Source organism: Rubidibacter lacunae KORDI 51-2, from assembly GCF_000473895.1.
Classification (GTDB): Bacteria; Cyanobacteriota; Cyanobacteriia; order Cyanobacteriales; family Rubidibacteraceae; genus Rubidibacter; species Rubidibacter lacunae.
In genome coordinates, this window is sequence record NZ_ASSJ01000052.1 from 1 (window position 1) to 20565 (window position 20565).

Consider the following 20565-nt stretch of genomic DNA (forward strand, 5'->3'; position numbering starts at 1 on the left):
TCCAGGCTAGAGGAGATGCTGCTCGATGAAGTTCGTGTAAACGTCGCCAGCGAGAAATGCCGGGGTTTCGAGGATTTTTTGGTGGAACCCGATTGTTGTCGTCACACCAGTGATCGCACATTCGCGCAGGGCTCGCTGCATACGCCGGATTGCGACGTCTCGCGTCGGGCCCCACACGATTAGCTTGCCGATTAGCGAGTCGTAGTAAGGCGGGATCTCGTAGTCGGTGTAAACGTGAGAGTCTACGCGCACGCCAGGACCGCCAGGTGGCAAGTAAGCACTAATGCGGCCGGGCTGCGGGCGGAAGTCACGATCGGGGTCTTCGGCATTGATCCGGCATTCGATTGCGTGGCCGCGCACCTGCACGTCTGCCTGGGTAAAAGACAATTCCTCGCCTTGAGCGATACGGACTTGTTCGGCGATAAGGTCCAAACCGGTGACCATTTCTGTCACGGGATGCTCCACTTGGATGCGGGTATTCATTTCCATGAAATAGAAATTCCCCTCGCTGTCGAGGAGGAACTCCACCGTCCCCGCCCCCGTGTAGCCGATCGCTTGAGCCGCACGGACGGCTGCAGCTCCCATCTGCGCCCGTAAATCCTCAGAGAGGACCGGACTCGGCGCTTCTTCGAGCAGTTTTTGGTGGCGTCGCTGGATCGAGCAGTCGCGCTCGCCCAGGTGAACGACATTGCCATGGCAGTCAGCCAGGATCTGAAACTCGATGTGACGGGGGCGATCGACAAATTTTTCCAGATAGACGCCACCATTTCCAAAGGCCGCTTCCGACTCACCCCGTGCGGCCCGGTAAAGGCGCACGAGGTCGCCTTCGTCGCGGACCAAGCGCATGCCGCGACCGCCACCACCAGCCGTAGCTTTAAGCATTACTGGATAGCCGATCGCACGAGCGGCTTTGTGGGCGTGGGCTTCGGTATCGAGCAATCCGTCGCTACCGGGCACTACCGGAACGCCCGCACGGATCATGGTCTCGCGGGCGGTGGACTTATCGCCCATCGAGCGAATTGCCGTTGGCGTCGGTCCGATAAACGCAATCTGGTGGTCGGCACAGATTTCAGCAAAGCGTGCATTTTCAGCCAGAAACCCGTAGCCGGGGTGGATAGCGCTAGCGTTGCGCGTCAGGGCAGCTGCGATGAGGTTGGGGATATTGAGATAGCTTTTGCTGCTCGGCGGCGGTCCGATGCAGACACTCTCGTCAGCCAACTGGACGTGGAGCGCGTTGCGATCGACCGTAGAGTGGACGGCAACAGTCGCGATTCCAAGCTCTTCGCAGGTGTGGAGAACCCGTAGGGCAATCTCACCGCGATTGGCAATCAAAATTTTCGAGAATTTCATTCTTTACGCGCCTCGGCCCTGACATTTGCGGGCATAACCGTTTGCGACCCCGCGCGACCCCAATCGCCCCACGTCGATTTATCATCTCAGATTCTCCGGGACCTTTGTACTCCCGGAGCCAGGTAGGTTGCTAGGGCGACGGTGGAGGAACCGCGATCGCTTCATCCATATTCCCCGCGTGACAGTTATCCGCCCGATAGATGCAGTCGTAAGACGCGACTCAGCAGTGTGCCTGGACGGGGAGAGCTCGTGATGCGCCACTACCGACGCTTCCGCCACGAGTTTCATCGAGCAAAGATGCAACCTATGATGACCTGATTATGCAGAAAGAGCCAATTCGATCTGCCACTCGCAAAGCAGCACGGAATGTTGTCCGGAAGATTTCAGGAGTTGTTGCCACGCGTAAAAACTGCGGAAACGAGGTTCGAGGCAAGTTGCCTGACAGCTCCGACTCAGCGACCTCTACAACCTCAGTGCTTGAGGCTAAAACCTGCAAAAACTGCTATCGTCGAAACTCAATTCAATCTGCACGATCGCGCTTATGATGTTAGGCCCATTTTCCAAAATCTGGCATGCCCGATTGAGCCCTCTGAACGGCAGCAGCAGTTGCAGACAGCAGTTATTTTGGTTGAGCTTAAGTTTGTTGTTTGCACTGGCAGTCAGTTTGCAGGCTTTGCAAGAAGCCTTTAGCAGCGAATATGTTGTACAAGACGATGCCCGGCAGCACGTGTTTTGGATGCTGCGTTACGTCGACCCCAGCTTGTTTCCCAACGACCCCATTGCCGATTACTTCCAATCCGTCGCACCAGCAGGATATCGAGCAGTATACCGCCTAGCCGCGATCGCCCACATTTCGCCTTTTACCTTCAATAAGATTCTGCCGGTTTTACTGGGCTTATTAGGAGCCTTCCTAAGCTTTCTAGTAGGGCTTGAGATCTTGCCAGTTCCATTGGCTGGATTTTGCGCCAGCATTTTGTTGACGCAGAGCTTGGGGCTGACCGACGCGGTATTTTCTGGGACGCCAAAAGCCTTTATTTATATCTTGTTCTTGGGGTTTATCTATTCAGTTCTTCGCAAGTCCTTAGTGCTATGTTCATCTGCGATCGCCCTTCAAGCACTGTTTTATCCGCAGCTTGTACTAATATCCATCGTTACGTTGATTTTACGCTTATTTAAATGGGAACGCGGGCGGATGTATATCATTCGCGACTTCAAAGAGCGGTGGCTTATCTACACCGGGCTGGGAACAGCATTCTTGGCAATGCTGCCATTTGTCTTGACCACCAGCAAGTACGGTCCGACGATGACTGCTGCTCAAGCTAGGCAGTTTCCGGAGTTCTTTCCCGGGGGAAGAGTTCGTTTCTTCTACGACGATGACCCGGCAAAGTTTTGGTTGAAGGGACGAAGTGGAATCCATATTGCTGGCGCGCTCACGCCGGTCACCAATGCACTAGGTTTCCTAGTACCGATCTTCAGTCGTTTGCCAAACTGGTTCCCTTTAGTCCGACATATAAACCCGCGCGTTATCCTTTTACCGCAGATTCTGGCGGCATCACTGCTGATGTTCTTTGCCGCTCACGTCCTATTGTTTCGCTTACATTTGCCCAGTCGGTACACAGGTCACAGTTTACGAGTGGTTCTTTGTTTGTCAGCCGGAGTCGCGATCGCGATCTTAGTCGATTCCGTTCTCAGAGGCAGCCGGCACCTATCACCCCCTTGGCGATCGATCTCAACCATAATCTCAGTTGGGTTAATTGCAACACCCTTGGTTTGCTATCCCTTCTGGGTTGACACCTTCCCGATCGCAGCTTATAAAGTTGGAACTGCTCCACACCTGTACGAGTTTCTGCAGCAGCAACCGAAGGACATTCGTGTTGCTTCATTGGTAGCAGAAGCCAATAACCTTCCTAGCTTCGCCCAACGCTCTATCGCCGTCGGCAGCGAATATGCAATTCCCTATCACTTAGGTTATTACCAGCCTTTCCGCAAAACGGCAGCGGATTTGATTCGCGCTCAATACAGTTCGGATTGGCAAACTATCAGTGATTTTTTAGATACGTATGATATATCATTTTGGTTGCTAGAAGATCGGTCATTCTCCCGCGACTATCTGTCGAACAATAGCTGGATTTTGCAACATCAACCAGCTGCTGATGAAGCCCTTGCTCGGTTAGAAAGGGGTGAAACTCCGGTTCTGCTGACAGCTCTCGAGCAGTGTGCTGTATTCCAAGACCAAACACGGACAAAGACTCTGCTCGACGGCGATTGCTTGCGAATTGTAGCTGAGTCGAGGCGATCGCCGAGCGAGATATAATTCGACAGCGATTGTAAGGCTGAGGGCTATTCAGAAATTAGCATCTGCATCTTCACCGATCTCGATCGGTGAAATGAGGTGAACTAGTATACATACAGTCTTTTATTTGTTTAGATTAAAGTCTACCCCTCCTATTTGTGCTCCACTATTTCGTTATGCGATAAGAGCATGACTTAGTCAAAGAGGAGTTCAACTATATACGCAAGTTTGATATTTCGCTGCTCGTTTTGATTTTCTCTAGATAGATACTATTTAGCTCATTTATTTATCTGAAAAACTTTGCTTTTTCTCTATTAAAGAGAAACTTCTGGCTTGCTTGAGACGTAATTCAGTGGAGAAAAGCAAGCAGACAATTGGTTGTGTAGGAATCTCAGAAATAGAGACAAGACGGTTTTATTTGACTGGGAAAATTTTGGAGACGAAGCGGGCATGTTGCTGTACGTTATAAAAGATAAGAATATTGAGATTCATTGGTTTTAGCCTTCGTAAATATGTCTTAAATCTTTAACTAAAAATTATAGCAGCAAACCAAGATTCACACGAAGCTGCTTTCCGTATCTAAGCTCTCGTTTCGGGGAAACTTTGTTATCTCTGGCTGGGATCTGGCTGATTTAGCCTATCATAAAACGTGACATACATGCACTATAGGGTACATGTGACGTTCTTGGGGGAAAACTCAGCAGCTGCTTAACGCTGGAATAAGTCTAGGAACCCCACACTAGGTAGTTTCTGATGCCCTGCGAAGGCTCATCGCAGGGCGGTGCTGAATTTTCTTATGAAAAGTTTCACGAACTCGTATAACACGTCATCTTTCAATCGTCAAATAGAACCAATAGTGTCAACCGCTTTAGATGACAATTGGGAGAACAATGGAGTCGAATGCATCTATCTTCCCTTCTAAAGACGGATATTGAAGACCTCTAGATAATTGCTCGAATAAAGTGTAAGCCATATGCAAAAAAATGCAAAGATCAGATGTATTCGATCTAGATAGAATTGCTTCTCTGACAACAAAGTTCTTGCTTTTATATGTTTGAAGAATGCTCTAGCAGATTTGCAATGTCTATCTAACCTTCAGAATTGAAAAAAATCAAGATTTCATATTTTCCCGACCTCAAATATCTTTTATACTCGAACTTTTTGCTAGAGCTAAAACCTCAAGATAATTTGAAGTAATTCCGAGATCCTATAGTTTCCAACTTCTTTAGATGTAAGCACTCTCGACCGATTTCCCAACGGAAGTATTAGATCGAGGCTATAAATAGATGGATAATTTCGCGGAGCGACTATTCGAGTTAGCATCAGTAGAGGGATTCAATTCGAGTCAGCTGCGATCGGGCTTGGAGGAATACACGTGAACGGTTCGGTGTTGAGTGGAATGTTTGTCGGGGTCCTTGCCCTGACGTTATTAGTCTACGTACTACGTGGCTTAGGAATCTTTACATTTTTGCCCGGTGGCACGATCCTGGTGCTGTTCGTACTATCCTGTGCACTAGGAGTAGCAATACTATTGGGTCGCCGAGGCTGAACGCCTGCCGAGCCAGTGCCGAGCGGTCATTGCTCTAGCTCTCTCAAGGTAGAACCTGGCTTGATTGTGACGACTACCGGACACCTGCCGAACTCGAGTTGATTGCTCTGTCAATCGATAGCTACCAAAGCTCAGTTCTTGCAATGAGCGCTGAATTGTGCGTTTTTCTCAGGTCCTTCAAGGTCTTCTTTTTGGATTCACGCATCTGTCTGGAGTCACACATCTTCGAGTTGATTGGCAATTTCGGTGTTGCGACGGACATCGGCGATTGAATCAGTAGGTATGATCGAAATCTAACGATTCTTAGTACCCAAGTCGGCAGGAGTAACTAGTCACAGCGTTATGGGTTATCGCCATATAAGTTGACAGTCAGTACTACCCAGTCTCAATTCAGTGCTAACTCAGCACTAACCTAGTGCGGACGCTCGACGTGGATGCCTCGCATGGTTGGACATGGCCGGCATAGCACTAAGCTGATGTGCTTATGGGCAGGGCTCCTGCAGGCAAAGTTCGGGAACAGGTGTTCAATGATCGAAAGGATTTCAACGCAAGTCTCGCCCGATGATACCCTTCGAGCAGCAGCAGATATCGCTCCCTGTGATAGTGCCATTAAGACCCTCGCCGTTATTGGTGTGGGGGCATGGGGTTCGGCCTTGGCAGCGATCGCCGAGCGAAGCGAACACAAAATTCGCATGTGGTCTCGTCGTAGCCCAGAAAATTTAGCTGATGTCATTGCCGGTGCGGATATTGTGCTTTCGGCCGTCTCGATGAAGGGCGTACCGTCAGTTGCCGAGCAGGTAAGGCAGATCGGTCTAACTGAAGGCACCATTATCGTCACCGCAACCAAGGGTCTCGATCCCAAAACCCTGCGCACGCCGTCCAAAATTTGGCAGGATGCCTTTCCCGATCATCCAGTTGTCGTGCTCTCGGGTCCGAATTTGTCTAAGGAGATCGTGCAAAAACTGCCGGCAGCAACTGTGGTTGCTAGTACCGATATTCCTGCGGCTGAAAGCGTGCAAGAATTTTTCTCCACCGATACCTTCCGCGTCTACGTCAACACCGATCCCATCGGCACCGAACTGGGAGGCACGCTCAAGAACGTCATGGCGATCGCGTCGGGAGTCTGTGACGGCATGAAGCTCGGTACCAATGCCAAGGCTGCCTTGCTAACCCGCGCGCTGCCCGAAATGATACGGGTCGGTACCACCCTCGGTGCATCGGCGGAGACTTTCTTCGGACTGTCCGGTCTAGGCGACCTGCTGGCTACCTGTGACAGCCCGCTGTCGCGGAACTACCAAGTTGGCTTCGGTTTAGCCCGAGGCAAAACCCTCGTGGAGATTCTCGATCAGTTGGAAGGAACTGCTGAAGGCGTCAACACTGCGCGCGTGCTCGTACGTTTGGCTAACCAACACGAGATTCCCATACCGATTTCCCGTCAGGTTTCTCGCCTGCTCAAGGGGGTTACTACCCCACAGGAAGCCGTTCAGGCATTAATGGAGCGCGACCTCAAGCCCGAATTCTGCGATTTGTTCGAAGACGACGACAGTTAAAGCAAATCGCAATTGGGCGGTTGCACCCGATGCAAAGCCTGCGGCTTCCGACTGACGCACCGCTTGCTGCATGCAAAGCCGTCGGCGATCGCTGGTTACAATTCCCTACTACAAGGACGTGTCAAAAATTCTGCATCCGAGTAAACTCAACCCCTAGTCTGCCGCAAGAGTTATACCAAATTCGGGTAATCACTCACCAAATTTAAACTCCTCCACGCTGATACTGTGAGGCTTTCAGCGATCTGCCAAGGATGATACTCCCCGGATTGGGTATTACATGAAATTCCCGACCATCCTGGTAAAAGTCTTTTCAAGTCCTTGCCCAGCTCGTTTAGGTTGTCCTGACCGTAGCATCCCAGCTGCCATTCGCCATTACTTCCTCCCCGGTCTCCAAAACTCTATGCCGCAAGCAAAAACGAGAGATGCCCAACTGCAAGGAAATGATCTAGCTGCCGCATCTGAGCCAACTGTGCGGAAGCAGCCTTTCGGGTTCTGGCAGCTCTGGAATATGAGCTTCGGCTTCCTCGGCATCCAGTTCGGTTGGACACTACAAATGGCAAACACTAGCGCTATCTATGAGTACCTTGGCGCAACCCCCGAGGAGATCCCTTTGCTTTGGTTGGCGGCGCCGCTGAGCGGTTTGATCGTTCAGCCCACCATCGGCTACATGAGCGATCGCACGTGGGGTCCGCTGGGACGCAGGCGTCCGTTTTTCCTCATTGGAGCGATCTTCAGCTCGATTGCGCTGGTGCTGATGCCAAACTCGTCAACGTTGTGGATGGCAGCCGGACTGCTATGGATTCTCGACACGTCGGTCAATGTAAGTATGGTGCCATTTCGTGCCTTTGTCTCCGACCTAGTTCCGGAATCTCAATACACGCGCGGCTTTGCCATGCAAAGCTTCTTCATTGGAGCCGGTGCGGTTATAGCATCTCTTTGTCCGTGGATGCTCAACCACATTTTTAGACTTCAGAACGCGACGGGTGTTGACAGTCAGGTACCGCTGACGGTGAAGTGGTCGTACTACATCGGAGCAGCAGTTTTTCTCGGAACCGTGCTGTGGACCGTGCTGCTGGCCGAGGAGCACCCGCCCAAAAATATGAAGGACTTCCGCCGCCGGCAGGAGCAGAGTGGTGGCATCCTCGGCAGCTTCAAAGGGATTCTAAGCGCAATTGCAACTATGCCGGCGATTATGCGCCAACTAGCATGGGTGCAGTTTTTTAGCTGGTTGGGTATCTTCTGCGTATTCATTTATTTCCCACCTGCTGTCAGTCACCAGATCTTCGGTGCGGCGAGCGAGAGCACGGTACTTTACACCGAGGGCATCGAGTGGGCGGGATTGTGCATCGGTTTGTATAACGCCGTCTGTTTTGTCTATTCGCTAGCACTCGGGCGGTTATCGGCCCTAACCGGTCGCATATTCATGCATGCGGCATCGCTACTTTTGGGCGGTATCGGTCTAATCCTGTTATTTTTCGCCAGCGATCGCATATCGATGCTATTGCCAATGGCATGCTTCGGTCTGACTTGGGCGAGCGTATTGACACTCCCGTATTCAATGCTTTCAGAAGTCCTCCCCGTACGCGAAACTGGCATCTATATGGGGTTATTTAATACTTTCATTGTCATTCCACAGATTGTGGTAGTGCTGGGAATGGGCTGGGTGATGGACAACTTACTCGATAACGATCCGTTACTAGCGATCGCGTTTGGTGGTATCTCCTTGCTCGTTGCGTCCGCTTTAACTCAAGGAATTCGCGAAACGGCTTAGACAAACGGCGCAGATGCAGATTTTGCCCCAGCATCGGGAAAACTTACTGCTACTGAAAGGTGACCGATGCGTCATGCGCGCGATTCAGGCGGTAAGCGAGCGTTCTTCTGCGAGCAACGTCGGGCCGACTTTGCTCTCAAAGATTCCGAGCTGACTGCATTGAGCTTCTCTCGACCCGTACCGTTAATGAACTGGCGCTAGGGCAGCAATTACAGTATTGGATGGAGGCAAGAAATTACCAGAAGAGCTGCTGTGTTGGGGGAACGTCGCACCCTAGCCCCCTTCCCGAGCAGGCGATCGCAACAGCGCAGGTGCAGGTGGCAGCAGCGGTTCGACATCTTCTACGATCCCTAATCCAGCCGTCAGATTGTACGAGATCGCTAGCAAGCGTAGCCACACAGCAGGATTGCGCGTTTCCAGCTGCGGACGCATTCGGCGCACCCAATCTGGAAACCAGCCTCGCAACAACCAGCCTACGGCCGCATCGCGCGTGAACGCCAGGTAGCTGCCAATCCAGCGGAGGAAATCTTTTGCCCCTGCTTGCTCCCAAATCCAGCCGATCAATGCAGGATTTAACCAAGCAGCTTTCAAAGCCAAACGGTTGAAGGTCAACCAGTCAACGCGATCCTTGATGAAGCGATCGGCAACCTCAGTTGGTTCCTGCGCCAGCAAACCGAAAAATGTGTTGAGCATAGCGTTAATGCGCTGAGGCGGCAGCGTTTGTCCGGTCGGCACCATCATGCCTTTCGAAAATAACCACGTAACTGACACGTTGCTCTGATAAGCGCGGATGCACTGCAAGTCCCTTGCGCGCAGCGTGTCGCCTTTTAACGCCACATCTAGCAACACCGACAACCGGGGCAAGTTTCGGACTAGCGAACCAAACCCGGTGAACACTAGCGGCGACTGCAGCGATGCTGCATCCCCCAGCGCTAGAAGGCGATCGAATGCCACCACGCGATCGCGACTGCCCAGGCTAAAATGACCGGGAATGTAGCCAAATGTCGGCTTTTTCCACGTCAGTGATGCAGGATTGCAGCGGCGATACTCGGGCAAAATTGCGAAGAAATCTTCGTACATCTCCAACAACGAGCCAGGATTATCGGGATGTACTTGGTGGTAATGGAATAAGTAGAACGTCAAGTCATCCCCCGCCCCCGGGAACAGTTCCCAAATGAGCTGCCGACCGCGCGAGATATCGCCATGGGAGTTGAGTACGTCGCCATAGCGGGAGTCCCACACCCCTGGTGGGAAGTTGCTGACTACTGCGCCTACTGTCGGGCAAACGCTATCAAATGCCCGCGCGCCATTTAGCTGCCAGGCAATCGGCGAAGCACTACCCATTGCATCGATCGCGAGGCGGCCGCTTGCAACACGAGCTTCCCCACTCGGTAAATGTCGAGCCTTGACAGTCACTTGCGCGGTCCCTACATCCGCCCGCAGAAACTCAGTTTGGTCCCAAATCTCACCACCTGCCCGGCGCAGATTGTCGCCGCACAGGTGCAATAAGCGCTCTGAATCGAGTGCGACGTTTAACACTGTGGGCGTATGCAAAATTTCCGCCTGCAGCGCTGGCGGTACGTTGGCATCGAAGAACTTGCTAAATCCGTCGACATACTCGCGCGCGATCGTGCTTTCGCACTCCGCTGCTGTCAGCACGCCCAGATCGACCAGCATTCGCAGTTCTGCTCGCGAGATATTCCATTCCCGATTCATGCGACCGAACGGCAGTCGCTCAACGAGCAACACGCGATAGCCCAAGCGGGCCATGGCTACTGCATGGATGGCCCCTAATGCCCCTCCGATATAAATTAGATCGAAAATTGGCGCGGCTTCTGCGTCCGAGTCCGAATCGACCTCGCTGCGGAACACCACCGGTATGGCGGGCTGGGGTTGGCGCGCGCGCGCGCGCCAACGCTGTTCCCACCAGTATGCTCGCCGCAAGTCGGCCTCGCCGCTCGGCATCGTGCCGAAGTACTTCACCGTTAGCGGAAAGTACGGTGCGAGTTCTTCAAAAATCGACCGCTCGGACGCGATCGCAGGCAGCTCCGGGTAATGTAGCGGAAACTGCTGTCGCAGAGCGCGTGCAAGCTGCCGTCGGATCCGGCGGGCGGCACCAGCAGGTACGCGATCGTCCGCAAACAGCTTGAGGTAAGTCGTGCGCTGTAACGACCACACGAACGCACTCAATTCGCCCCCGCCTTCGGCAAATCTTACCCGCGCGCCCTCGACACTAGGGAGTTTATGACCGCATGGTGGCCTCCACTCCAACTGCAGCCAGTCGCGGACGCGTGCTGTTTCCGGAACGGGAACCTCAATGTAAAGCAGCTCTCTCATTTTTCACCCAACGCCAACACCCGGCGCGAACCCAGCTTTTGCCTATGAATATCTAAAGCCTGCCCTCGCAAAATACGCTAAGCTTCTTTGTATCAAAGCTTAAATTCATATACAAAAGTTTACTTTTTTGCAGGCTCTTTAGATTGGCTCGGTTTTGCCCTCTCGCCCGCCATGCATTATCCCATTCCGGACAGCTCCGAAGAAATTGTTGCGCTCACCCAACAGCAACCAGATGAAGAAATCGTTGCGGCAGCCATTGCAGGGGTAGTGCGGTTAACCCGAGCTCAAGGACGCTCTCTTGACGATCTAACTGCCGAGGTATTGGCCGACGATCCGCTTCTCGACAGCGCGCAGCGTCGCTGGCTCAGTGATATCGTTACGCAGGCCTGGCGAGTAGTAGTTTGAATCCGGGGTAAGTTGGCAACTGCCCCGTGCGGCGTCATCGTTTTGCCGACTTTACATTTACTCGCTCTGTCCCTACCCAAGGCTTCACAAAATTTCGCTTGTTGCTCTTTCCGTCGATGTGAATTGGTGGCAAGATGGTATTAGTACCCGTGTTCTAAAAACGGTCGCCGTACCGCGTTGCACCCCCACACCCAGGACAGAGCATATGGAGCCCCTAACGAAAGCCCAGCAAGAACTATATGACTGGCTGGTGGACTATATCCAAAGCCAGGGTTATGCGCCGTCTATTCGCCAGATGATGCGGGCGATGAACCTTAAATCTCCCGCACCGATCCAAAGCCGATTGGAGCGCTTGCGCTCGAAAGGTTACATTAACTGGCAAGAGGGCAAGGCTCGTACCATTCGGATTCTTCAGCCCCCGGAGAGTGGAGATGGCGTTCCGATCATGGGAGCGATCGCGGCAGGTGGGGTAGTCGAGCAGTTTACAGACTGTGTCGAGCACTTGGACCTGGCTGGAGCATTCCAGCAAACCAACTGTTTTGCCCTGCGAGTGGTCGGCGATAGCATGATCGATGACTGCATTGCGGAAGGTGATTATGCAATCATGAAACGCGGTCGCGAGCCTCAAGCCGGAGATATCGTTGCAGCGAGGGTGGCAGGGATCGGGACGACGCTCAAGCGCCTGTATTTTAGTGGCGATAAAGCAATTCTCAAAGCCTCGAATCCCAACTACGATCCAATCGAGGTGCCGGTCGATAATCTCGAGGTCCAGGGCGTGCTTGCCGGTGTTTGGCGCGACTACAACGGCAACAGTCAACGCCAGTGGTAACTCAGAATTGAACGGTGGCAGCAGTTACCTCTGCGTGCCTCACTCGTTTGACCGGTTATTTAATTCGACGATCTCCACAAAGTCCGTGCTCGCAACCGCAACCACAACTTCCCCAAATACTGCCGTTGGAATGTTTTCAAGAGCATTGCGTGCACGTTTGTACGAACCCATGCAAATCGGCTCGGTGACAGTGCGATCGCGTGTCTTGCAGGCGCCGCTTTCGGGGGTTACCGACCGCACGTTTCGGCGCTTGGTGCGGCGCTTTGCGCCCGAGTCGATGACTTATACAGAAATGGTCAATGCGCGGGAGTTATGTCATCTAAGGCAGCTCGACAAAATTCTGGACGTGGATCCTGACGAGCAGTTGCTGAGCGTACAACTGTTCGATAGTCGTCCGGATTTCATCGGTGCGGCAGCACGTATGGCAGTCGAGCACGGTGCTCTGACCGTCGATATCAATATGGGTTGCCCGGTCAACAAGATTACGCGTAAGGGTGGCGGGTCATCGCTTTTGCGCCAGCCCGACCTAGCGGCACGGTTAGTAGACGCAGCGGTTGCCGCTGTCAACGTGCCGGTAACGGTAAAGACACGCCTGGGTTGGAGCGACGATGAGATCGAAATCGTGGAATTTGCACGCCGCTTAGAAACTGCCGGTGCACAGATGCTAACCGTACACGCCCGCACGAGATCGCAGGGCTACACTGGAGCAGCCCGATGGGAATGGCTCGCACGCGTAAAAGCATCGATCTCGATTCCACTAATTGCCAACGGCGATATTGTTTCAGTGGCGACAGCAGCTCGATGTTTGGAGCAAACCGGCGCTGATGGCGTTATGTGTTCGCGCGGGACGCTCGGAAACCCTTTTCTAGTTGGCGATATCGATCGTTGGTTGCGCTTCGGCGAACGCGAACCGATACGCTCTCCACAAGAATATCTAGTACTGGCGAAGGAGCACTTGATTGGCCTGCAGTCAGCGAAAGGCGATCGCGGGGTTCGGCAAGCACGCAAGCACATGGCTTGGTATGCGCGCAACTTTTGTGAAGCAGCAAAGCTGCGCGAGTTGTTGGCGCAATTGGAAAGCGTTGAGGATGGCCTGCGCTTGCTCGATGCATCAATCGAGCACCTGGACCAATAGATTCGACCATATCGTTTCGAGTTCGCAGCGGGTCGGCGATTGCAGCTCAAATCAGACCAGGTGCTTTTCGGTCGAGATGCAATGAGGATGGTGAGTACGACAAAAAGAGCTTTATAATGGCGATTGCAGCTCACATCAAACTAACTGCTTTTCGGTCGAGATGCATTGAGGATAGTGAGTACGGCAAGAAGATCCGTATATTAATGATTCACGCATCCCCCCTGGTAACGAACACGCTCGCATGGATAGCTAGGAGTTTGGATGTGGGGTCTGGCTGCACAACCAGGGTTTTGCAGCAACCAATACACAACACATCAACTTCTAAGTCAACACCAATTTCGCTGAGATCGACTCGCTCCTGAACCTCTAAGGGGGGGCAACTGGCGTACGCCGACGCTCTGGATCGCGTCACCAGGTTGGAATCCCGCTCAGTCGGCTGCCGACCCATCATCTACCTGAACGACCGCGACACCGCTTTCAACACCCAAATCAAGTTCAAATCCGCTGCTCAGTTCTAGCTCCATGGTTAATCCAGGCGTCAACGTCACCATCCGGACACCGATGTAAGGATGTGCGGCACTCCCATGTGCGACGAGCTGGTCGGCGATGCGCGCCGCAATCTCAATTGGAATTGCAAACCCCAGCCCCTCTGCATTCATGCGAATTGCTGTATTAATGCCGTTCGCTTCGCCCGATGCATTCAACAGGGAACCGCCTGAGTTGCCTGGAATAATAGCAGCATCGGTCTGGATAAAGCGCACGCGCTTTTGGGGAACGCCAACCTCGGAACTGGGACGCCCAACGGCACTCACAATTCCAACCTTGACGGTGTTGTTCAGTCCCAAGGGATTGCCAATCGCAATTGCCCATTCTCCGGGGAGCAACCCACCTGAATGGATAAAGCGCGCGCTTGGTAAATCCGTTGCTTCAATGACGTCCTGCTCACCTCGCGCCCAGCTACATCAATGCGAACAAAGGCTGGCCCAACCTCTTGGACTGCAGCTGCAATGAAGTTGAACTCGCGGTTGTCGATCGGTGCCGGCAATATGGGAGCCAACGGCGGCAATCTTGAAGCCACGAAGGGTGGTGTAGCCGTTCTTGTCGAAGGAATGGGGTCGCGCCAGTGATGACCGACTAGTAATCTGAGACCGCTACCGATAGCAAGTTGAGCTAAGAACCTTCCCCAGCGTGCGAGCGCGTGTGCCATGTGCTCTAAACACCCGCTGGATGGTGCCTCGGCTGAATGCAGCCGCCACCCCAATGTAGACGATCTTCACGGAAGCAGCGGTAGAGCGCGCCGACCCTGGTAGGATGATTTCGGTTTAACGCTCGATCCATGGCAATTGCGACGATTTACACGGATGGTGCCTGCTCGGGCAATCCCGGGCCTGGGGGTTGGGCAACGGCAATTTACTTTGCCGATGGCTCGGTCCACGAACTAGGGGGAGCAACCGCGCAAACGACGAATAACCGGATGGAGTTGCAAGCTGCAGCTGCTGCCCTTGAATTCTTGAGGACTTTCGGGCAAACTACGCCAGTCGCGCTATACACCGATAGCGAATACGTCCTTAAGGGCATTACCCAGTGGGTGAAGGGTTGGAAGCGCCGAGACTGGAAAACCGCACAGGGAAAACCCGTCCTCAATCGGGATCTCTGGGAGGCACTCGACCGTCTCAATCAGCCGTTTGTGCAATGGCATCATGTGCGCGGGCACAGCGGCAATATCGGGAACGACCGCTGCGATGAGATCGCGCGGGCATTTGCCAGCGGCAGTACTCCCAACCTCAAGCATTCGAATGCCGCCGCCCCTAAAACGATAATATTGCCCACCTCTAGCTTGAGCCCAGCAACCGAGATGGTATCCAACTCAGCCCCGATCGCCGACGACGACTCTCAACTTCCTCGCGAGGTCCGCCTCTCGCAGCTTCACCACCTGATCGAAACCCTCCGCATTGCCGACGAAATTGCTCGAGAGGGATATTTGATCAGCAGTTCGGAACTTGCCGACTTGATGGATGTTAATGCTAGTGCTGTCACCAGCCGGGGGGATCATTGGGCTTGGCGCAATTGGGTCGTTTCTCGCGTGCGCCGTGAAGGAAATCAAATTCTCTGGCAACTCGAACGCACCGATTGCTAGCCGTTAAGCCAGCCATCTGCACTCAACCATAGGCCCTTCCCCGCCATTTCTTGGGTCGGCGTAGGGCTGAAAGCAAGATCCGTATTACGGCTGGCAAGTCTGCCAGCGGCGACAGCCAAAATGCTAACGATCGCCAGGGACCACTCCCCGTGTAGGAGGGCGCGATCGCCAACAGCAAGGCAAAGCGCATTGCGAGCAATCCAAGATTAATCCCGAGTGCGGCCGTTACGCTCGGGACACGCGCCGTCACCCATAGCAGCGACAGTATTATCGATGCCAGCAGCGGCAGAGCTTGTACGCAGGAAAGCAACCACAGGTCACCCCACACTTGACCTGGTTGAGCTGCATCCTTGAGGTCGAGCGAGCGCCCCCACTCGCGCCAGGTTTCGACAGCTCCTAGGTACATTCGCACTCCAAAGACGCGCGCGCCATCGAGGAAACCGACCCGGTAGCCGCGAGCCGCAATATTGCGGGCTAGCGTGACATCATCACAAAACGAGGCGGCAGCAGAACTATAACCGTCCAATTCTTCAAGAATGCGTCGACGACAGAGAAAACATTGGCCGTTGGCCATGACGCGCTCGGGAATGAGTGCGTCGGCCCCTGCTGGCTGGCTGCGAAAGATAAGCGTGACGAGCAATGCTGGCTGCAACCACCACTCACCGGGATATTCCAACACGAACTGGGGCGCTAGCGATATCAAGTCGAAGCCCTGAGTCTCAGCTACGTCAAGCAAGCTGGCCACCAATCCCGGTCGCGGCTGCGTGTCAGCGTCGATGCCAAGAAACCACTGGCTTTTCGGCGAACTCGCGTGAAAGCCCCAATGCAGCGCCCACGGACGCCCCACCCATCCTGGCGGCAGCGGATCGTCCTCTATAACCCGGAAACGCGGATCGCGATGCTGCATCGCCCTGACCAAGTCCGGCGTTCCATCGGTCGAACGGCTGTCGACAACCACAATTTCGCGCACTTCACATCCCTGTCGACTCAACCCCTCCAGGCAGGGTCCGATCCGCTCGGCTTCGTTTAAAGTCGGAACGACAACGCTCGTGGCTCCCAGCTGTTCGGGCGTTGCTGTTTTGGGCATTAAGGGTGGCAGGCGACCCGGGCCGCGGAGCAGCCGCGATAACAGAACCAAGGTTGCTGGAATCTGCAGCATCAACAGCCCGGTTGCAATCGAACCGGCTATCTCCGGACTGATATCCTGGGTCACTTGTGCAGCACTCCCATCGAGGCGACAGACAGCATGGATGTTCCGGAATCATTGGGGAGATCCGAACCGGGCGACGATGCCAGCAAGTACAGCGCGATCGCCGGGATCAATGCCAAAACAGTTGATAGCAACACCGGCTGCCACAATCCCGCCGCTAAACTCAGTGCAATCCCGAACAGCAGATTGCCAAGGTAAATTGCTAATGGCAGTCCCAGCTGATCGTAGGGAAACCGCACGGGCTTCTTCAGCCACAACAGCGATGAGACGAGCATAAACAAAGCTCCCGTCCCAGCCCAGCCCAGGAAGTTCTGATAGGGCATGCCGAAAAACGCTCCGGGCCGATCCCATACCCAGAATGGAACTGCCGTCTGGCTCATAGCCGGGTCGAGCACTAAATCCCACGCTGTCAGTAACAGCGATCCGATCGCGATCGCACCAGCAACTTGACGCCAGCCGCAAACCCCGCGTGCGGATAGAGCTGCGCGCGCCAGCAAGTACGCCGCGAAGCCTACGTAAAACCAGGATAAGGGGATTGTGAACGGGACTAGTCCGGCGATCTTGTAACCCAAGCCACTGAGATAGCGATAGTCCCCAAACGGGAATCCTGTACTCGTTCCCAGCAGTTCGCTGCCGAGTGAGAGCGCGACTGCAGGTACTAAAAAACCAGCACAGTGCCAGAGTCCGAGCGTGCGGCATGCATAAAGGAATACTGCTGCGGCGCCCATCAGCATGTAAACGACTCCGCCCCCAGCCATGGACCATGACAATGCAGACTGACCCACAGGCGGCAGGCTCGTGATGAAAGCCTGGTTCGGCAGCACCAAGATCAACCCTGCCAATCCGAACAGCATCGCTAGCAAGTGACCGCCCAACATAACCCGCTCGGTACTTCGCAATACGCTCATCAAAATCAAATCCTCCTCATAGGCGCGATCGCTCTCGCGGGGCACCTGACTCCGCTCGTTCGCCTGTCTGCTTAATTCCCAATCTTGGAGCGTCGGACCGCAGGCGATGCAGTCGATTTGCGAAACGCAATGGACGCTAGCAACAGTTTACAAAAAATAGTTTACAAAAATTCACGGTGATGGCAACTGGCAGATGCTTAAGTCGAAAACTTGCAAATCCCCTAAGAAACCCGCTCATCTCGGGAGTTGCCGAGGGCACTCAAACGCCCAATGGAGCCCAACCGTCCTATCCTGCGATGGTCGTAGCGCAGTTTAGCAAGCAGGAATCGATTCCGAAAGTTCGGGCACGAACTCATTTAGAACTGTACTGAAGGTAACCGTTTGAACCGGTCGAACAGCAGAAAACCGTTAAGATCGGGGTGTTTGCGCTCAGTCGCCCCGTACTCTATCGAGGGCACTTAATATGACTCCGGCTGCAACCGATCCCGCCGATGTGCTTGTGCGTCCCGTTCGGTTTCGCGACTTAGATTTCCTCCATGCGATCGCGCAAGCGAAGGATACGGCAGGTGGCAACGACCCCGACCGCCAGCTCGAACAAATGCGGCGTTGGTTCGGACCGCTGAAAGTGTTGCGTTGGTTCCCCAATCCAGCCCAACACGCTCTCTGTATCAGCGTTGCCGAGCAAGACGATCGCGCAGTTGGCGCAATCCACGTTGCTCCATTTAACAAACAGAGCAGTACCTGGCGCGTCGAGCGGGTTTGTGTTTCTCCCGATGCCAATCTCGGCGATGTCGGTTCGGTGCTGCTGCGCCACTGTCTAGAAACAATTTGGGAAGCGCGCACGTGGGTTTTGGAAGTCGATGTCAGCGATCAGCAGGAATTGGGGCTTTACCGCCGCAATGGATTTCAACCCCTGGCCCAGCTGACCTACTGGGCAATTGCCTCTGAACCACTGGCGCAGATCGCGCAGAACCAACCGCGCCTGCCGAATTTGCTTCCGGCCGGTAATGCCGATGCTCAGTTGCTTTACCAGCTCGATACGGTGTCGATGCCGCCCCTGCTCCGCCAGGTCTTCGATCGCCACATCGATGATTTCCGCACGAATATCCTGCAAGCGATTAGCCGACGTGTCCGCCAATGGTTCGGAAACGTCGAGTTCGTGCGCGGTTACGTTTTCGAGCCCCAACGTAAAGCCGCGATCGGGTATTTCCAGTTGGCTCTTTGCCGCGACGGCAGTCACGCTCATGCAGCTGACTTAACCGTTCATCCCGCATACACGTGGCTGTATCCTGAGCTAATCGCCCAGATGGCACAGGTCGCCCAGACTGCACCACCGCAATCGCTGCAGTTGGTTTCCGCTGACTACCAGCCCGAGCGCGAAGCTTACTTCGAACAGCTGGCAGCCGAGCGCATTGCTCACGCGCTCCTCATGTCGAGGTCGGTCTGGCACAAACTCCGCGAGGCAAAGCCAGCCCCAGCGCTCGATCGCCTCCAGCTTTCGGGCATGTTGCAGGGATTGCAACCGCGTCGTACGCCGATTCCAAGCCGCTTGCCTTGGTTGCGAACCGCCTTTGCCCAACGCCTATTGGGCGGGAGCAGCCGCATGCAAGGCTCTTGTCAGGACGGTAACGATCGCGTCGAACCTGCAACCAATCACCCATGCAATCGCCCCCCCTCTTCATGAAGCACGAAGCCCCTGGGTAATGGGATGGTCGAGCGAGTCTCAGCGCTAGGATTGGATGTCGGTCAGCGGCGTGTCGGCGTAGCCGGTTGCGATGGTACGGGGCTGATCGCTTCCGAGCTCACGACTATTCGGCGGACTTCCTTCACCCGCGATGTCGAGCAGTTGCAGCAGCTCATTGACGCTCGCGGCGTCCGACTGCTTGTAGTTGGCATGCCCTACACCCTTGATGGCAACTCAGGAGTTCAAGCTCGTGCTGTATCTGATTACGCCGAGCGCCTAGGTGCGGCGCTGCAGGTGCCCGTGGAGTTCGTCGACGAGCGCTTGACTTCCGTAGAAGCCGAGGCGCAGCTACGCAGCAACCGCCGCTTTTCCCCGCGTCGCGACAAAGCTGCGATCGACGCTCGCGCTGCAGCCATCATTCTTCAACAGTGGCTCGACCGACGGAGATCTGGAAGTTGAGCGATTATTAGTGCTACTATCTTTATTTGTCATGTCATTAATTTTCCGACCTCTGTCGCCGTTACCCTGGCTATGACCCTGACCCAAGAGCGCAAACAACAATTAATTTCCGGCTTTCAAGTTCACGAGACCGACACGGGCTCGGCAGATGTTCAGGTCGCGCTGTTGACCGCACGCATTAAGAGCTTGACCGAGCACCTTAAGGCCAACAAAAAAGACCACGCCTCGCGGCGCGGGCTCTTAAAGATGATCGGCCGGCGGCGTCGCCTCCTTGGCTTCATCTACAAAGAAGACCCCGAGCGCTACCAACGCTTGATTGCCAGTCTTGGAATCCGTCGTTAGAGCCGCGACGGCGCGACAAACTATGTCCGACTCTCCTCAACGCGATCGCCTGCCGTTCGAGCCCAACCGCAAGCGACCTAAGCCCTCAAAATCCAATACGAGTCCTGCTGCTGCCTCTGCCGTCAGTGCTGGAAGTGGTTCGACTGCAGCGCGCGATCGCTCGCCAATGATTCGGGGAAGCAGTAAGTCTGAAGCATCCCTCTCGGCGATACCGGAAGCCGTCAGCCAACGAATGCTCCGGCGCATGGGATTGCTGAGCGGTCTCCCAACCGGGCTGGGCATTGCCAGCTTCTTAGTGTCTTACCTAATTGTTAGCAACCATTGGTTCGAGCTGCCCAGCTATGCGGTCCTCCTGGTTAGCATGGGGCTGTTTGGCATCGGCGTGTTAGGTCTGAGCTACGGAATTCTTTCCGCATCCTGGGAGGAACAGCCGGGCAGCCTCGTCGGCTGGAACGAGTTTAAAACTAACGTCGAGCGGTTGTTCTCCTCCTGGCGAGCAGCGCGACTGGAAGCGCGTGCTGCCAAGGATGAATGAAGAATCGATAAGAACGCCTACCAGTTTCCGCCACTGCTATTTACGCTCGACTAAGTGAGATCGAGCGATGT

Annotated in this window: 17 protein-coding genes and 1 pseudogene; 13 read left to right on the forward strand and 5 right to left on the reverse strand. The window is 54.3% G+C overall.

The window, feature by feature from the left end:
* Nucleotides 1-6: 6 nt before the first annotated feature.
* The gene (gene accC, locus KR51_RS09770; RefSeq protein WP_022607273.1) at nucleotides 7-1350 is read right to left on the reverse strand and encodes an acetyl-CoA carboxylase biotin carboxylase subunit; all 1344 of its coding nucleotides are present in this window, start codon (nucleotides 1348-1350) and stop codon (nucleotides 7-9) included.
* 541 nt (nucleotides 1351-1891) lie between these two features.
* Here accC and KR51_RS09775 point away from each other — a divergent pair.
* From KR51_RS09775 to KR51_RS20975, 4 genes are all read left to right on the forward strand, one after another.
* Nucleotides 1892-3664, forward strand: coding sequence for a hypothetical protein (locus tag KR51_RS09775; protein ID WP_022607274.1), 1773 nt, complete (start codon nucleotides 1892-1894; stop codon nucleotides 3662-3664).
* 2055 nt (nucleotides 3665-5719) lie between these two features.
* Nucleotides 5720-6742 (forward strand): NAD(P)H-dependent glycerol-3-phosphate dehydrogenase, encoded by a 1023-nt coding sequence (locus KR51_RS09780; protein WP_022607277.1) that lies wholly within the window; start codon nucleotides 5720-5722, stop codon nucleotides 6740-6742.
* 469 nt (nucleotides 6743-7211) lie between these two features.
* Nucleotides 7212-8513, forward strand: a complete 1302-nt coding sequence (locus tag KR51_RS09785; protein WP_022607278.1) for an MFS transporter — start codon at nucleotides 7212-7214, stop codon at nucleotides 8511-8513.
* 66 nt (nucleotides 8514-8579) lie between these two features.
* Nucleotides 8580-8714, forward strand: a complete 135-nt coding sequence (locus tag KR51_RS20975; RefSeq protein WP_269634907.1) for a hypothetical protein — start codon at nucleotides 8580-8582, stop codon at nucleotides 8712-8714.
* A gap of 72 nt (nucleotides 8715-8786) precedes the next feature.
* Here KR51_RS20975 and KR51_RS09790 read toward each other — a convergent pair whose 3' ends face one another.
* A complete protein-coding gene (locus KR51_RS09790; RefSeq protein WP_022607279.1) occupies nucleotides 8787-10850 on the reverse strand; it encodes an NAD(P)/FAD-dependent oxidoreductase in 2064 nt (687 codons plus the stop codon).
* Nucleotides 10851-11021: 171 nt separating this feature from the next.
* Here KR51_RS09790 and KR51_RS09795 point away from each other — a divergent pair, with 171 nt between their 5' ends.
* The 3 genes from KR51_RS09795 to dusB all read left to right on the forward strand — a co-directional run bounded on the left by KR51_RS09795 (nucleotide 11022) and on the right by dusB (nucleotide 13219).
* Complete coding sequence (locus KR51_RS09795; protein ID WP_022607281.1) at nucleotides 11022-11255, forward strand: hypothetical protein; 234 nt, start codon at nucleotides 11022-11024, stop codon at nucleotides 11253-11255.
* Between the two features lie 205 nt (nucleotides 11256-11460).
* Nucleotides 11461-12084 (forward strand): transcriptional repressor LexA, encoded by a 624-nt coding sequence (gene lexA / locus KR51_RS09800; RefSeq protein ID WP_022607284.1) that lies wholly within the window; start codon nucleotides 11461-11463, stop codon nucleotides 12082-12084.
* 169 nt (nucleotides 12085-12253) lie between these two features.
* On the forward strand, nucleotides 12254-13219 hold the full coding sequence (dusB, locus tag KR51_RS09805) for a tRNA dihydrouridine synthase DusB (protein WP_232214584.1): 966 nt from the start codon (nucleotides 12254-12256) through the stop codon (nucleotides 13217-13219).
* 428 nt (nucleotides 13220-13647) lie between these two features.
* Here dusB and KR51_RS20650 read toward each other — a convergent pair whose 3' ends face one another.
* Nucleotides 13648-14103: a trypsin-like peptidase domain-containing protein gene (locus tag KR51_RS20650; RefSeq protein ID WP_051358147.1), complete on the reverse strand. Its 456-nt coding sequence runs from the start codon at nucleotides 14101-14103 to the stop codon at nucleotides 13648-13650.
* Nucleotides 14104-14555: 452 nt separating this feature from the next.
* On the opposite strand from KR51_RS20650, the pseudogene KR51_RS20655 reads away from it, so the two are divergent.
* A pseudogene (locus KR51_RS20655) lies at nucleotides 14556-14927 on the forward strand (ribonuclease H family protein); the annotation flags it as partial.
* A 147-nt stretch (nucleotides 14928-15074) separates the two neighbouring features.
* Entirely contained in the window at nucleotides 15075-15356 is a 282-nt protein-coding gene (locus KR51_RS20660; protein WP_232214586.1) for a hypothetical protein, read from the forward strand.
* A gap of 22 nt (nucleotides 15357-15378) precedes the next feature.
* On the opposite strand, the gene cruG is transcribed toward KR51_RS20660, so the two are convergent.
* Both cruG and cruF read right to left on the reverse strand, forming a co-directional pair.
* A complete protein-coding gene (gene cruG / locus KR51_RS09820) occupies nucleotides 15379-16569 on the reverse strand; it encodes a 2'-O-glycosyltransferase CruG (RefSeq protein WP_022607292.1) in 1191 nt (396 codons plus the stop codon).
* A complete protein-coding gene (cruF, locus tag KR51_RS09825) occupies nucleotides 16566-17474 on the reverse strand; it encodes a gamma-carotene 1'-hydroxylase CruF (RefSeq protein ID WP_022607295.1) in 909 nt (302 codons plus the stop codon). Before cruF ends, cruG begins: the two co-directional genes overlap by 4 nt.
* Nucleotides 17475-17937: 463 nt before the next feature.
* On the opposite strand from cruF, the gene KR51_RS09830 reads away from it, so the two are divergent.
* The 4 genes from KR51_RS09830 to KR51_RS09845 all read left to right on the forward strand — a co-directional run bounded on the left by KR51_RS09830 (nucleotide 17938) and on the right by KR51_RS09845 (nucleotide 20494).
* Nucleotides 17938-19158 carry a GNAT family N-acetyltransferase gene (locus tag KR51_RS09830; RefSeq protein ID WP_022607298.1) on the forward strand — a complete coding sequence of 407 codons (1221 nt, stop codon included), beginning with the start codon at nucleotides 17938-17940 and terminating at the stop codon, nucleotides 19156-19158.
* A gap of 24 nt (nucleotides 19159-19182) precedes the next feature.
* Nucleotides 19183-19617, forward strand: a complete 435-nt coding sequence (ruvX, locus tag KR51_RS09835) for a Holliday junction resolvase RuvX (protein WP_022607300.1) — start codon at nucleotides 19183-19185, stop codon at nucleotides 19615-19617.
* Nucleotides 19618-19689: 72 nt separating this feature from the next.
* Complete coding sequence (rpsO, locus tag KR51_RS09840) at nucleotides 19690-19959, forward strand: 30S ribosomal protein S15 (protein WP_022607302.1); 270 nt, start codon at nucleotides 19690-19692, stop codon at nucleotides 19957-19959.
* A gap of 22 nt (nucleotides 19960-19981) precedes the next feature.
* Nucleotides 19982-20494, forward strand: a complete 513-nt coding sequence (locus tag KR51_RS09845; RefSeq protein ID WP_022607303.1) for a PAM68 family protein — start codon at nucleotides 19982-19984, stop codon at nucleotides 20492-20494.
* Nucleotides 20495-20565 lie beyond the last annotated feature (71 nt).

What these genes read in the sequence shown, in the direction of transcription:
- accC (WP_022607273.1), bottom strand. Translation starts at nt 1,350, where the DNA reads ATGAAATTCTCGAAAATTTTGATTGCCAATCGCGGTGAGATTGCCCTA.
- KR51_RS09775 (WP_022607274.1), top strand. Translation starts at nt 1,892, where the DNA reads ATGATGTTAGGCCCATTTTCCAAAATCTGGCATGCCCGATTGAGCCCT.
- KR51_RS09780 (WP_022607277.1), top strand. Translation starts at nt 5,720, where the DNA reads ATGATCGAAAGGATTTCAACGCAAGTCTCGCCCGATGATACCCTTCGA.
- KR51_RS20975 (WP_269634907.1), top strand. Translation starts at nt 8,580, where the DNA reads ATGCGTCATGCGCGCGATTCAGGCGGTAAGCGAGCGTTCTTCTGCGAG.
- KR51_RS09790 (WP_022607279.1), bottom strand. Translation starts at nt 10,850, where the DNA reads ATGAGAGAGCTGCTTTACATTGAGGTTCCCGTTCCGGAAACAGCACGC.
- KR51_RS09795 (WP_022607281.1), top strand. Translation starts at nt 11,022, where the DNA reads ATGCATTATCCCATTCCGGACAGCTCCGAAGAAATTGTTGCGCTCACC.
- lexA (WP_022607284.1), top strand. Translation starts at nt 11,461, where the DNA reads ATGGAGCCCCTAACGAAAGCCCAGCAAGAACTATATGACTGGCTGGTG.
- dusB (WP_232214584.1), top strand. Translation starts at nt 12,254, where the DNA reads ATGCAAATCGGCTCGGTGACAGTGCGATCGCGTGTCTTGCAGGCGCCG.
- KR51_RS20660 (WP_232214586.1), top strand. Translation starts at nt 15,075, where the DNA reads ATGGTATCCAACTCAGCCCCGATCGCCGACGACGACTCTCAACTTCCT.
- cruF (WP_022607295.1), bottom strand. Translation starts at nt 17,474, where the DNA reads ATGAGCGTATTGCGAAGTACCGAGCGGGTTATGTTGGGCGGTCACTTG.
- KR51_RS09830 (WP_022607298.1), top strand. Translation starts at nt 17,938, where the DNA reads ATGACTCCGGCTGCAACCGATCCCGCCGATGTGCTTGTGCGTCCCGTT.
- ruvX (WP_022607300.1), top strand. Translation starts at nt 19,183, where the DNA reads ATGGTCGAGCGAGTCTCAGCGCTAGGATTGGATGTCGGTCAGCGGCGT.
- rpsO (WP_022607302.1), top strand. Translation starts at nt 19,690, where the DNA reads ATGACCCTGACCCAAGAGCGCAAACAACAATTAATTTCCGGCTTTCAA.
- KR51_RS09845 (WP_022607303.1), top strand. Translation starts at nt 19,982, where the DNA reads ATGTCCGACTCTCCTCAACGCGATCGCCTGCCGTTCGAGCCCAACCGC.